This is a genomic window from Paenibacillus sp. J22R98 (genome assembly GCF_059383835.1).
Genome location: NZ_JBXENW010000011.1, coordinates 36,644 through 50,767, shown reverse-complemented (window position 1 = coordinate 50,767; position 14,124 = coordinate 36,644). Strand labels below are relative to the sequence as shown.

Sequence of the window (14,124 nt, the reverse complement as noted above, 5' to 3'; positions counted from 1 at the left end):
CAACTGGATTCCTCGCCATGCATGCGTTAAACTAGACGGTATCGAATGGAAATGGCCTGACTTTGCCTGCCTAGGGCAAGTCGGGCCTAATCTGTGTCTACATATAGGAGGATTACGATGCCAGAACTAAATAGAGTATATACCGGAGATTGCAAGGTGCTTCGTTTCTTCGAAGAGCTGTCCACGATTCCAAGGGGATCCGGGAACGAGAAGGCGGTCAGTGATTTTGTGAAGCAGTTTGCGGAAGCGCGCAACTGCACCGTGTTTCAGGATGAACGTCACAGCTTGATCATTAAGAAGCCGGCGGCGGCGGGGTATGAACAGGCACCGACGGTTATTTTCCAAGGTCACTTGGACATGGTTTGCGAGAAAAACAAATCGACCGAGCATGACTTCACCAAGGATCCGATCCGCTTCAAGCTGGACGGCGATATGATCTACGCACAGGATACAACGCTCGGGGCGGATAACGGCATCGGGGTTTCGTTTGCGATGGCGCTAATCGATGCAACGGATCTGGCGCATCCCGCACTGGAAATTTTGCTGACGACAGAGGAAGAAACAACCATGGCCGGCGCGGAGCATATCGATGCGTCGAAGCTGACCGGGAAGATGCTCATCAACTTCGACTCTGATCGCGAAGGCGTGCTGTTCGTGAGCAGCGCCGGAGGCGCATCGGCATTTCATTCGGTGCCGATTGCTTGGCAAGATGGAGGCGGCTCAGGGGAATCGTACACCATTGCTGTGCAAGGATTGAAGGGCGGTCACTCCGGGGACGACATCATTCACGAGCGCGGCAACGCCAACAAGCTGCTCGGACGGGTGCTGGATGACCTGCGCCGGCATACGGCATTTGACTTGGCCGCAATCAGCGGCGGGATGAAGGTCAATGCTATTCCGCGCGAGGCGGAAGCGGTGGTGGGCTTAAATGAAGATGGGCTGCGCGTTGCTGAAGAGCGAATTGCGGAGTGGAATCGGATCTTGCAGGATGAGTATGAAGTTTCGGATCCGGGAGTTAAGGTGTCGATAGACGCTGGTAGCGGCGGTGGGGAGGCTGCTCGTTGGTTCGCAGAAGAGACGAAGCTGACGGTGATCCGTCTGCTCGCGCTGATCCCAAGCGGCGTGCTCAGCATGAACAAGGCGATCGAGAACCTCGTTCGGACATCGACGAACATCGGGACCTTGTCGACGCGCGAGAATGAGGTTGTCTTCGAGAGCCTCATTCGCAGCTCGCATCGTTCGCAGCTTGATGCGGTTCTGCAGCAGATGGCAACGCTCGGAGAGGCAGTCGGCGTGACGTTCCGTCACGATCATTATTTCCCGGGCTGGCCGTACCGCTCGGATTCGAAGATGCGCGAAGTATTCCAAGCGGTCTACGAGCGCACGTATAGCAAACCGCTGGAAGTGAAAGCGATCCATGCCGGTCTGGAATGCGGCATCTTAATTGAGAAAATGCCGTATCTCGATGCGGTTTCCTACGGGCCGAACATGTACAACTTCCATACACCGGAGGAGCATGTGTCGATCTCGTCCGTGGAACGGACTTGGGATTTCCTGCAGGAAATCATGCGTGAATTGAAAGCATAGAGAAGTTACGCTGCTGTGGCAGCATGTTGCGAGAAGGCGCAAGGGAGAATCCCCTTGCGCCTTCTTTGTTTTCATTGCAGCCCCCTCGGATTCTCGAAAATCGATGTAACCGCATTTATATTTTATGTGCTAAACTATACCTTGCATTTAATGAGATTAAGAGTAACGCGCCGGGAGGGGATAGCTGCACATGTCCGAAAACATAGCCTTGGTTCAAGAGAATAAAGCGGCGGTTCAAACCGAGCAATGTCCACAATGCCATTCGCACGTTGCGGCACATCCGAATTTCATGTCTTGGTGCGAGTGCGGCTGGAATCTGAAGCCTCATCGACAGGAACATGCGCCATCTATATTTGCTTCCTTTTATGAGCGGCTTGGACAACGGGTAGGGAAGCAGCTGCTTGGCGATATGGAAGTGCTCGAGCATTTATTGCCCAAACCGACGAAAACCAGGCTGTTTACGCTTGTAATGGCGACGGTCATTCATGCGATTTCCCTGGGTATGGTGCTGCTCTGTTTATTCGCGTTGTCTATATATCGAGAGTACCCGGTGTTGGCGATTCTTGCTGCTCCAATGCTGATCTTATTATGGACGCAGCGTCCGCGGATCCCGAAATTAAGCAAGGATGAGAAACGGGACATCGTGCCAAGAGAGCAATTTCCTACCCTGTATGCCTTCGCGGATCAGATTGCCGATTATCTCCATTTGCCTCATTTTGAGGGCATTCTTATCGATGAAGAATTTAATGCGTCTTACCGTCAAGTAGGGTTAAAACAGAAACGGTATTTGACGTTAGGGCTTCCCTTATTCAGCATCCTAAGTCCGGCTGAGAAGGCTGCGCTCATCGGACATGAGGTGGGACATGGAATCAATGGCGATTCCACTCGAAATTTATATACCCATACTGCGATTATTACGCTGGAAAATTGGTTTAGATTGCTCGCTTCAAGGGGTGAAGATGAGGTTCTGGTTGAAGGCAACTTATTTGGACTCGTCTCGAATGTTGTAGGAATGCTAATGAAGATGGTTTCCATGATTCCGCAATTGCTTATCAAGCTCTTTGTTCATTCGATTTATTACGACAGTCAGAGGGCCGAGTATATGGCCGATTATCTCGGGGCAAAAGTTGGCGGTACAGAAGGCGCGTTAGGATTATCGCGTAAACTGTTTAGTGACACCACCTTTGTGCTGTCGCGTCAGCGATTTGTACTAAGGGGGGCGAAGGGGAATTATTTTGACGAGCTTAAGGCAGCTGCGGCTTCTATTCCGCCGCGTGAATTCGAGCGCATCCGGCGCGTCGAGATGATGGAGGGCTCTACGCTAGACCGCACGCATCCGCCAACCGCCTATCGCATCCAGACGCTTCAGCATCATGCGCAGCTTGCACCGGGGGCGATTCAGTTGACGGATGAGCAGCTGAAGCAGCTGGATCGTGAGCTGAGTACAGTGGAAGCGAAGATGCAGGAGCGGCTTGTTACTCAATTTAAGGAGAATCAATATTATTAGTTAGGAAAAAGCCTATCCGCTGCGGATAGGCTTTGCTGCTGTTTGAATGGTTGATAGGGGAGGAGGCGGCAGGCAGACTCTCGGTTAGAGGCGTAGGTGTGCTGACCTCCATCATGAGAAACTTGCCTTCTATTACTTCGCTAGCTCCCCGAATCGGGAGTAGACCGCGAGCGCCGGATCGATCGGCACATCAGCCCGCTGTACATTCGCCGGGATGTTGATCGTTGGCGTCGGACGAGGCAGTCGGCCCTCGAATTGCGGCAGGTACTGCTGCTGCGCAATCATCATCTCGGTCACCATCTCGCGAATTTGTTTCAGCGTGAGGACCGAGGATGTGAGCGGATCAAGCGCAACGGCTTGCACGACCGTTTCCGGGTCGCCGGTCTTCGCGGCAAGTACGGTTAGGCGCTGCACGTTGATATTGGTCATGTTCAGAGCGGCGCATTGCGGCGGCAGATCACCATTGACCGTGCGATGCAGGCCGTTGCGGTCTGCGAAAACAAGGCCTTCGGCGCAGCAATCTTCGGGCAGATTGGAAATCATGCCGTTATTACGCAGATTGCCGCTGAACTTGAAGGTGTTGCCTGTTTCCAGCGCTTCGATGATATAAGCGCAATACTCTACACTGCGCGGTGGAAGGTCAACCGGCTCGTCGGCAAGGACATCTTTCTCGCGGTATTTGTCCGCAACATACGTACACCATGTGTAGTAAGCGCCGCTTTCGCCGCCGAAGGATGGCTCGTCGCAGTAGAGATCAAGCGCTTCTTGGCTGGAGCGGAACCAAGGGACATATTCGGAGAGATGACCGGTCGATTCGGTCATGAAATAACCGAAGTGACGGAATACCTCGCCGCGCACTTTCTCATTGACGTAGAATTCCGGCTCTTCGAATTTCTCGCGCAGACGAGGGTACAGGTCTTCGCCTTTGTGTGTAAGCTTCGTAAACCAGCCCATATGGTTGATACCCGCAGACACGTAGTCGATTTCTTGCTTCGGTACGCCGACATAGCCGGAGATCAGATCCAGTGTGGTCTGCACGCCGTGGCAAAGCCCGACATACTTAATCTTCGTCTCGCCAAGCGCCCAGCAAATCATGGCCATCGGATTAACGTAGTTCAGCAGCGTCGCATTCGGACACAGCTCTTCCATGTCGCGGGCAACGTCGAGAATAACGGGAATACTGCGCAGCGCGCGGAAGACGCCGCCGGGTCCGAGCGTATCGCCGATACATTGGTCAACGCCGTAGGAGAGCGGGATTTTGTAATCCTTCTCGAACAGATCGACGCCGCCGACCTGGAAGGACGTAATGACATAGTCAGCGCCGCGCAGCGCTTCCCGGCGATCCGTCGTAATCGTAACCTTGGACTTCAACCCATTGTGAGCAATCACTTTATCGGCAAAAGCTTTCACCTGCGTCGTCTTGCTCGTAGACGGTGCCATGAGCACAAACTCCGTCTCTTCCAGCACCTTCGTCGCCATAATATCCAGCATCAGCGTCTTGCAGAACACAATACTGCCTGCACCAATGATCGCGATTCTTCTCATGGTATCAGCTCCTTAACATTTTTTCGGGGCTACGCCCACTTCAACCGGATATGCACAACCAGCACGTGCAACCAGCATGCGCAACCCAGTACCGCACAACCAGCACGTTCAACCAGCATGCACAACCCAGCACCGCACAACCAGCACGCGCAAACCAGTACTCACAACCAGCCCTGCACAACCAGCACTTGCAAACAGCACGCACAACCAGCACACAAACCTCAAACCTTGCTCATCAACCCAACACATCAACCCAACGAATCAACACACCTCTGCAAGACCTCTTCCCAAACCTCCGAAAATTCTAACGAACCCTACAGGTCTTATTTCGGCAAAATAGGCTGCGAAAATAATCTAACGAACTGTAGGGGTCTTATTTGGTCAAATTTCGAGCAAAATGCACACTTTAGGAGGAAATAGCGTCTCTATGATTCGTTAGAAATTTTAAGGCGTTCATTTGGCCCAAATAAGGCCTGTGGAGTTCGTTAGAATTTCGCGAAGGGAAACGGGCGGTGCTCTTTGCTCTATCGGCAAAGCCGCTGTCCCGTTAGAGTACGGTGCCGCTTCTTAAGCAGAAGCGTTGCGCTTAAGACCGCAACGCTCCGTTTCGCCAGCCGCGCCGCCAGCGCCGGCTTCGTGCCGCCAGCGCTAGCTCCGTACTACCAGCGCAAAGCTCAGCACCGCCAGTGCCAGCTCTTCGCCGCCAGCGCCAAGCTCCGCGCCGCCAGCGCCGGCTTCGTGCCGCCAGCTCCGCGCCGCGCCATCCCTACGTATTCGCGGGCTGCTGCCCGTACGTGCGCGACATGAAATCAATATAGGAGCGGGCGAGGATGAGATCCTCGAGCGCCTCCTTGGAGGTGCATGGCGCAGGACGATCGCCGCGCACCGCGGCGAGGAAGTTCAGCGCCTGATTGCGCATCGCCGAGACGTTCGGCATGATCGGCTGCACGATTTCCGGCGAGCTAAGCTGCGGATTGTCCTTGTAGATCGTCACTTTGCCCGCCTGCTGACGAACGAGCGGAGCAGGCAGATCGACGCGGACGAAGCCTTGCTCGAACGTCGCGATAACCTGTTCATGCCACTCGATCGACGTCTGGTAAGCCGCCATCTCAAGCGAGACGGTTACGCCGCTCTCGCTCTCGCCGACGAGCAGTACGCCGGCGCGATCGCCGAAGGTCAGCTTGTAGTTCTCGCCCAAGAAGAAGCGGATCGCATTGACTTGGTGAATATAGTAGTTGACGAATGCATCCAGATCCCGCGTCTGCTGATCCGTATAATCCGCCGGACCCTGCTCCAGTACAAGCGAAGGATACGGCTCGCCGGCACTCAGCGGCATGTCGGCCCCGGCAATCCAATCACCCGGCGGCATCGAAACGCGGATGCTGCGCAGTTTGCCGTAGTCGCCGCTTGCTCGCCATGCATCGACTTCCTTCTTGGCGCGTTCCATCGCAGGATCGGAGCGTTTATGGTAGCCCACCATATGGAGCGTACCGGTTTCTTCACTGATGCGCACCAGCTCCCGGCCGGCTTCAACGGTTAAACAAAGCGGCTTCTCGGTGAAGACGGGAATGCCCGCTCGCAATATATCGGGAATAAGTGCAGGGTGATGGCGATACTGCTGCGGCGCCACGATGGCGTCAACCTTCGCCTGGGCGAGCAGCTCGTGATGACTCGCATACACTTCCGGAATCCCATAGCGATCCGCTACCAATCGCGCAGATTGCGGCCGCACTTCAGCCAGCGCTACAACCTCGCACTGGTCTCGCAATACCGCGTAATTGCTAAGATGTGCCATCTGCCCCATGCCGCCGCCGCCGACAAATCCGATACGTAATTTGCTCATTCGATTATCCCTCTCTTTTTCCATGGTTTTCGAATAGATATAAGCCGTCCTTGCCTGGAGCGACGATGTCGGGATACCCGTTGCCGGTCAGATCCTGCACCCAGAAGTAGATGCCGGCTCCGGAAGCCTCGCCCGCAGGGCCAAAGTCGATGACATGCTTCTTGAACTTGCCGCCGTCCAGCTTGTAATAGTAGATGCCAATCGGATCATGCGCCCCCGGATCGCCGTCATTATGAGCGCGATAGCGTTTGCCCGATATGAGCTCCAGCTCGCCGTCGAGATCCAGATCTACGAGCCACAGGTCATGGAACTGGGAGCCCGACATGTCGATTTCATGCTTCGTCCATGTTCGGGACCCGTCCTCGGCGCGGCCTTGCTCATACCAATGCAGCCCGTAATCATGCGCTTGGCCGACGATCAGATCGATCAGTCCGTCGCCATTCACGTCATGGCCGAGAACCGGCACGCTTGCGCTGCCCAGCGAGAACTCAGGGTGGAACGCCCACAGTCCGGCAAAAGGATCCTCCGGCTGCTCCAGCCAGCCCCCGGACAGCACAATATCCATGCGGCCGTCGCCGTTCACATCGACAAACCCCATGCCATGGCCGCTTGCCCCTTCGCTGATAACCACCTTCTGAAACTGTCCCGTTCCATGGCCGTCCGCATCGCGAACCAGCTTGTAGAACGCCTGCGGCATCCCCGGCGTATTCGGGAAGATCTCCGGCACCCCGCAGCCGTCGATATCGTAATAACGAATCGTCTCAATGCTGCCGCATTTGTCGATATCGAACGTTTCCCAGGCTGTGCCGGTCTCACCGGGGTTGCGGCGCCAACGAAGCGTCTCGCCCCACCAAGCACCGGTAATGATATCGAGCCGCCCATCGCCGTCCACATCCATCGGATAATCGGAGAAATCATCGTGATACTCCGAAATCTCCAGCACATCGCAAATGAAATGCTTCTTCTCATAGTCCGGCCCTTCGTACCAGTAGGCGCCGCTGACGATATCGGCAATGCCATCTCCGTTCACATCAAACACAGCACAAGCCTCGTATTTCTCCTCGGACAGCTGTCTCTTCTTGAATTGAAGCAAAGCACGCACGCTCCTTAGTAAACTATTTAATGTTGTACGAAACCGGTCTTCTGGATTATGCTGAAAATAAAAATGCAAGCGTTATCTATACTAAGATTATGTCATCTGTGCCGGAGAGACAATAAGTGAACTTGGGCGAAAAGCTATTCATTCTTGCGCCGGGTTAGGGGGACGCTAATATGGGGGATTCGACAATATTTCGCAGGCCGCCGCTGTTTCTGGGAGGCAGCTCGTTTGACCTAAGCGGAGATCCGGATCGGTTCCTGCTGGAGCTGCACAAGCACGATGCGAACAGTGAAATACTGCTGATCGAGGAAGGCGAAGGCGAGTTTGAGATTGACGGGAGGAGCTACACAGCCGGAGCGGGAACGATGCTTGTCTACCATCGGGGCGTGTGGCATAAGGAGCAGTCGACGAAGCATCCTTTTCGCGCTACCTATATCGGATTTAGAGAGCTGCTGGTCGAGGAGCTTCCGCCGGATTTCTTTCTCCCGCCGGAAGCGGCGCCAGTCATTCCTCTGCATGATCAACTGCCGGCCATCCGCAATCTGATGCGCGATTGTATCTCCGAGTTTCGCAAGGGGGAGCCGGAATCGCAAACCATTACGAATCATTACCTTGCCATCCTGTTCGCTAAGCTGGCGCGGATTGCTCACTACAGCGATGCGGCGGACCGAGCGCGAGTGCCCTCGAAGGAAGCGGTTTGGAAGGCAAAGCGGATGATCGAGGAGAACTACAGCGCTCCGCTTACGCTGGAGTCGCTGGCCGAGGAAACCTATTTGAACAAATACCATCTCGCTCACCTGTTCAAGGACGAGATAGGCGTTAGCCCGATTCAGTTTCTGATCTACTGCCGGATGGAGGCAGCTAAGCGATATTTGCGCACCACCAACCTTCAGGTTAAGGAAATTGCCGAGATCGTCGGTTATCAGAGCGAGCCGTCCTTCTATAATGTGTTTATGAAAGTGAACGGCGTCACGCCGCGAAAGTATCGGGATACCGAATAGGCTATTGTGTTCCGTTCCCTTTTATTGAAATAATGGAGGTAGCAGTGCATCCGGGAATAAGGACGTGAATGTGATGTTCAGATTATTCATCGTGGATGACAACAAATATGAACGGAATACGATCAAAGAATTGATCGAATGGACGTCGCTTGGCATAGAAGTCGTCGGCCTATTCGCGAATGGATTGGAAGCGCTCTCCCGTATGGAGGACCTCAGACCTCACATTGTAATAACGGATATTGCAATGCCATTAATGAACGGAGTCGAGCTGTCCGCCCGGATTAGGCAATCGCATCCGAACGTCAAAATCATCTTCGTCAGCTCACACAGCGATTTTGAGTTTGCCAAATCTGCCGTCGAGCTTGGGATTTACGGTTATGTGCTGAAGCCCATTATGCCGGACGAATTAGAGCAGGCGATTCACAAGCTGCTTGCCGAGTTTACGCAGCAGCACCGCGAGCAGATTGAGAAGGAGCGCATGCTGAAACAGCTGGAAGGGATGCTTCCGCTCGTGCAGGAGCAATTTCTGAAGGAAGTGCTTCTGGGTAACTTCCGCAATAAAGAAGATATTTTGGACAAGATTGAATTCCTCGCACTTCCGATCGTCGATCACGCGAATATGAGCGTCATCTCTATTAATTCCTTGGCCGCGGATCCAAAGCGGGAGCACCGAAGCGCCAGGGATGCCTACTTTCTTTCCTACTCCATCAAGAATCTAATCTCCAAAGCAGGAAACGCCTCAAGAGCCATGTACCCCGTTCAAATTTCGGCGGATGAATACGCCGTCATCGTCTTCGACCTAGATAGGGGCAGTCAAGATGTCATCGACACTGCAGTTCAGCTACATACGGCAATCAACGGGGAGCTGGGCATCCATACGACAATGGGTATCAGCACGAGCTCCCGCGAGCTGACGGAGCTTGATCGCTTATATATGCAATCCCAGCAAGCGGTCAATACGCGCTTTTACAGCGGGAGCAATCCCATCATTCGTTTCGAGGAGATTGACGACCGTTCCGACATTCCCGTGGAGGACATGCCAAGCTTGGTGGAAGTCTATCAGGATATGAAAGCACTTATGTCTTTCGGAAATGGCCAAGACGTGGAAGAATTTATTGATAAATACTTGAACGTCGTGAACGTGAGGCAAGGCGAGAATTACGTGAAAGGCTTCGCGCTGCTATGCTCCCATCTGTCGGGTATCCTGTTCATGGAAGCGAACCAATCGATGAAGGATATTTTCGGCGACAACATGGCCGTGTGGGATAAATTGAACCGGATGAGCACGAAAGAAGAGGTTGTGCAGTGGATTAGGCAATCGTTCGAGGTGATTAAGGAGCGGGTAACCGACCGGAACAGCTCCAAGAATGTGAAAATCATCGCGGCAATTAAACAAATGATTCATGATAACTATCGCGAGCAAATCTCCATCGAGGAAATTTCGAAATCCGTTTATTTGAGCGGGCGTCACGCGAACGGATTGTTTAAGAAAGAAACCGGACAAACCATCTTCGATTATCTGGTCCAATTCCGAACGGATAAGGCGAAGCAGCTGCTCAAGGAAGAAGGCAGCAAAGTAGCCGCAGTGGCGGAAGCTGTCGGTTATGTGAGTACGTCCTATTTCATTCTTGCGTTCAAGAAAAACGTAGGCATGACACCTGCTGAATTCAAAAGCAAGGCCGCGCTGTAAGGCTCATGACCGTGAGATCGGGGGCGAAACCATGTTCAAACTGAATCGGTTAAGGTATCGGCATAAAGTGGCGGCGATTATATTCGTCTTTGCGCTGCTGCCGATGCTCGTGCTTGGTTCTTTCCTGACAAGCCGGATTTACAGCAGCAAGGTAAAGGATATTTTGGCCGAGAAAAGCTCCCAGCTTGAGACCAGCGTAAACAGCGTGAATGCCCTGCTTGACTCCAACATCAATAAAGTCGAATTCATCAACAGCAATTACTTTATTATCAATTATTTAGAGACGAATATCGATCATAACCTTGTCCGTATCATGGATTTCAGTGATTACCTGCAAAGCGTGATGAAGGCAGCCAAAACGGAGAATATCCAGTCGGAGATGGTCATCTATGCGCTGAAGGACACGAATTACGACGGGGAGTATATGCGGAGCATCGCCAATTTGGAGAGTGAGCAAGTCAATGCCACAACAACGCTCAAGGACAAGATCTTAAACGCTAACGATGGAGAACTCGTCTGGGAAATTAAAAAAGCGAAGCTGAATGCCCACTCTACCATTGAGGCCGATTACATCTATGCCTATAAAAAATTGATTTCGCTCAATAAGCCGCTCGCCATTATCGAAATGCGCATCCAGCTGAGCCAGCTGATCAACTTCTTCTCCTATGATATTCCCAAAGGGAGTTATATCAATTTCGAAGGAATCGGGTCGTATGGCGATTATCAGCTGAAGGCGGATGCGAATCGAAATCCGGATTCTTCCTTCTACGTACTTAGCCTGCCATTGCACACGCCGGTCGGCCATATTTCCTGGTACATCCCGAAGAGTCTCGTGTTTCAAGAGCTGAAATGGTACTGGGTTGCTGTGGGCGTTATTTTTCTCATTATTATCGGGATTCTCATCTTTACAGTCGAGGTCGTCTCTTATTATTTGACCAAGCGGCTCGAAACGCTGCTTCGCAAAATGAACAAAAACGTGGAAAGTCTCATTAACGACGAGGATACGGTACTGACTTATACCACGCATGACGAATTTGAGAGAATGGGCAATTCTTATTTTGAACTGATCCAGAGGGTCAAAGAATATTACAAACGCATCACCGATTACGAGCTTGAACGGAAGATGTTAGAGACGCAGCTGCTTCAGGAGCGATTTAATCCTCATTTCCTCTACAACACGCTATCCACGATTCGTTCGATCAGCGGGGACAAGCAGGTGAAGGACGTCATCAACTCGATGGTCAAATATTACCGGATCGCGTTGAACAAAGGCAGCAGTATCGTGACGATTGTGCAGGAACTGGAGATGATCGAACAGTATCTGCGGCTTCAGAAGTTCGCATTCGGTACCGAATTCCACTATGACATTGCATATGATGAGGGAATTGGTTATCGGCCGGTTCTCAAGCATCTGCTGCAGCCAGTCGTGGAGAATGCCGTCTTGCATGGATTAATCGGAAGAGAGACGGGCGGTATCGTTCGCATATCAGCGCAGCAAGAGGGGGACGACATCGTCTTTGCCATCTCCGATAACGGAGCAGGGATGGAGCCGGGCCAGATCGAGCAGCTGCTCGAAGGCGAAGCTAACGGGCTGTACGGAGGGTATGGGATGAAGAACGTTAGGAAGCGGCTGGAGATTTTCTATCCGAAGCTGCACAAGCTGGAAATCCGCAGCGCGCCGGGGAATGGAACGACCGTCATCATACGAATTCCTGCTGCTGTCGGCATCGGGGAGGAACCTGCACTAGAAATAGCCCGTTAAACCTGCGCGTACCGCGCAGGTTTTTTTGCATCACATTCTCCTGATTCTTACATCACATTTCCGTATATTAGCTTTAATTAAGCGCTTTCAATCGGTATGCTAAATCCAAGTCATTCAATTGCGTTTAGGAGGGTGAGTTAAAGTGAAGGCGGTTACAACCAGGGAAGGAAACATCGCTGCACCACCTGTTATGACATCCAAGAAACCAAACTGGAAGCGAAAAATGAAGAAGAGCTATTTTGCTTATTTATTAATGCTTCCTTCCGTCGTCCTGACGTTCATCTTCAGTTACCTGCCAATGCCCGGTATCCTGGTTGCTTTTCAGGATCACAATATTTTCGCCGGATTGTGGAACAGCCCTTGGGTCGGATTGAAGCACATTAAAGAGGTGTTTCACGTCCCGATGCTTAGGCAGGCGATACTCAACACGCTCATTCTCAGCATACTTACGATTATCGTTAGTTTCCCGGCCCCGATTATTCTCGCGCTTCTGATGAACGAGCTTCGTAACGGGTTGTTCAAACGATCGGTGCAAACGCTAAGTTATCTGCCACACTTTCTGTCCTGGATCGCGGTCGTCGGCTTGACGTATTCGCTTCTGGATATCGATGGGCCGATTAACGATTTGAAAATGATGCTCATCGGCGATGGTGGCGAGCGATCGATGTTCTTGTCTCATCAGGTGTTATTCGTTCCGATGCTGCTTCTGCTCAGCGTGTGGAAAGAAGTTGGCTGGGGGACGATCGTTTTTCTGGCCGCCATTACCTCCATCGATCCGAGCTTGTACGAGGCAGCCAAGATTGACGGAGCCAACCGGTTTCAACAGCATCGTTACATTACGTTGCCGGGCCTCAAAACGACGGCGATCATCATGCTCATCTTCACGCTTGGATCGTTGTTCGGAAGCAACTTCGAGCTTGTGTACGGGATGCAGAACGCCTTCATTGACTTCCCCGTCATCTCTACAGTCGTCTATTCATCGGGGATCCAGCAAGGCAACTATTCAACGGCCGCTGCGGTTGGCTTTATCGAAGGCGTGGTTGCATTCTCCCTCATCATCGCGACAAACAAAATCGCCAAAAAGGTGTCCCAGATCTCGATTTTCTAAAGGAGCAGGCGCATATGAACCATGAGTCAACGCCCTACAAAATATTCAAGGTCGTGAATATCGCATTCCTGTCGGTGCTGGTATTCGCGATGGTGTTCCCTTATTTGAACGTTCTGGCTTTCGCGTTCAACGATCCCATGGATTCTCAATTCGGCGGTATCACGATATTCCCGCGCGTATTCACGTTGGATAACTTCAAGCTCCTGTTCGAGAATGACGAGGTCATCCACGCGCTTGGGGTTTCGCTTGCACGGGTAGCGGCGGGCACGGCAATCGCAGTTATCGTGCAATATGCCTGCGCTTACGCTTTTACATTGAAAGATGTTTTCGGCAGAGGTGTCCTTCTCGTCTTCTTGATTATTCCGATGTACTTCAACGGCGGCTTGATTCCGACTTACCTGATCTACTCGGAGCTGCACGTGTCCAACACATTCTGGGTGTATATCCTCCCGGTAGGCTTCAGCCTCTACAACATGGTCATCATCCGTTCGTACCTGTACACCATTCCCGATAGTTTAGGAGAGTCGGCTCGGATCGACGGAGCGAACGACTGGACGATCATGACTCGCGTCTATATGCCGCTGTCGATGCCGATCATTGCCGTCATGACGCTGTGGACAGCGGTCTACCACTGGAACGACTGGACAACGACGCTCTATTACGTCACCGACCGCAAGCTGTTCACGATGCAATATATCCTCATGCAAATATTGAAAGAAGGAGAACGCGTGGCGAAGCTGCTGGAAGAGGCTATCATCAAGGGGATCAACATCAATTCTACTGGTCAAGCCCATACGACGCCGCAAGCGATCCGGGCGGCCAATATTATTATCACGACGATTCCGATCGTCATCATCTATCCGTTTCTACAGCGCTTTTTCGTAAAAGGAGTCACGCTTGGGGCCGTCAAAGAGTAAGGCGCACCTTACTAACTTTCAGGAGGTGGGGCAGGAACGTCAAAGACGTGAGCAGGTCAACCGAT

The 14,124-nt window shown here is 52.4% G+C and carries 10 protein-coding genes; 7 read left to right on the top strand and 3 right to left on the bottom strand.

Going from position 1 to position 14,124, the window contains the following annotated elements; all coding sequences use genetic code 11:
• Nucleotides 1-117: 117 nt before the first annotated feature.
• The gene (locus tag AC50Y3_RS25525) at nucleotides 118-1,587 is read left to right on the top strand and encodes an aminoacyl-histidine dipeptidase (RefSeq protein WP_494821539.1); all 1,470 of its coding nucleotides are present in this window, start codon (nucleotides 118-120) and stop codon (nucleotides 1,585-1,587) included.
• Between the two features lie 190 nt (nucleotides 1,588-1,777).
• The gene (locus AC50Y3_RS25520) at nucleotides 1,778-3,094 is read left to right on the top strand and encodes a M48 family metallopeptidase (protein ID WP_494821538.1); all 1,317 of its coding nucleotides are present in this window, start codon (nucleotides 1,778-1,780) and stop codon (nucleotides 3,092-3,094) included.
• A 132-nt stretch (nucleotides 3,095-3,226) separates the two neighbouring features.
• Here the strand turns inward: AC50Y3_RS25520 and melA are convergent, their stop codons facing one another.
• The 3 genes from melA to AC50Y3_RS25505 all read right to left on the bottom strand — a co-directional run bounded on the left by melA (nucleotide 3,227) and on the right by AC50Y3_RS25505 (nucleotide 7,575).
• Nucleotides 3,227-4,639, bottom strand: coding sequence for an alpha-galactosidase (melA, locus tag AC50Y3_RS25515; RefSeq protein WP_494821537.1), 1,413 nt, complete (start codon nucleotides 4,637-4,639; stop codon nucleotides 3,227-3,229).
• Nucleotides 4,640-5,405: 766 nt separating this feature from the next.
• Complete coding sequence (locus tag AC50Y3_RS25510) at nucleotides 5,406-6,482, bottom strand: Gfo/Idh/MocA family protein (protein ID WP_494821536.1); 1,077 nt, start codon at nucleotides 6,480-6,482, stop codon at nucleotides 5,406-5,408.
• Nucleotides 6,483-6,486: 4 nt separating this feature from the next.
• A complete protein-coding gene (locus AC50Y3_RS25505; RefSeq protein ID WP_494821535.1) occupies nucleotides 6,487-7,575 on the bottom strand; it encodes an FG-GAP repeat domain-containing protein in 1,089 nt (362 codons plus the stop codon).
• A 179-nt stretch (nucleotides 7,576-7,754) separates the two neighbouring features.
• Between AC50Y3_RS25505 and AC50Y3_RS25500 the strand changes: the two genes are divergently transcribed.
• The 5 genes from AC50Y3_RS25500 (at nucleotide 7,755) to AC50Y3_RS25480 (ending at nucleotide 14,059) form a co-directional block, all read left to right on the top strand.
• On the top strand, nucleotides 7,755-8,582 hold the full coding sequence (locus tag AC50Y3_RS25500) for a helix-turn-helix transcriptional regulator (RefSeq protein WP_494821534.1): 828 nt from the start codon (nucleotides 7,755-7,757) through the stop codon (nucleotides 8,580-8,582).
• Nucleotides 8,583-8,655: 73 nt separating this feature from the next.
• Nucleotides 8,656-10,272: a response regulator transcription factor gene (locus tag AC50Y3_RS25495; RefSeq protein WP_494821533.1), complete on the top strand. Its 1,617-nt coding sequence runs from the start codon at nucleotides 8,656-8,658 to the stop codon at nucleotides 10,270-10,272.
• 31 nt (nucleotides 10,273-10,303) lie between these two features.
• Nucleotides 10,304-12,034 carry a sensor histidine kinase gene (locus AC50Y3_RS25490; protein WP_494821532.1) on the top strand — a complete coding sequence of 577 codons (1,731 nt, stop codon included), beginning with the start codon at nucleotides 10,304-10,306 and terminating at the stop codon, nucleotides 12,032-12,034.
• A 142-nt stretch (nucleotides 12,035-12,176) separates the two neighbouring features.
• A complete protein-coding gene (locus tag AC50Y3_RS25485) occupies nucleotides 12,177-13,142 on the top strand; it encodes an ABC transporter permease (RefSeq protein ID WP_494821531.1) in 966 nt (321 codons plus the stop codon).
• A gap of 14 nt (nucleotides 13,143-13,156) precedes the next feature.
• Nucleotides 13,157-14,059: a carbohydrate ABC transporter permease gene (locus tag AC50Y3_RS25480; protein WP_494821530.1), complete on the top strand. Its 903-nt coding sequence runs from the start codon at nucleotides 13,157-13,159 to the stop codon at nucleotides 14,057-14,059.
• The last annotated feature ends 65 nt before the right edge of the window (nucleotides 14,060-14,124 follow it).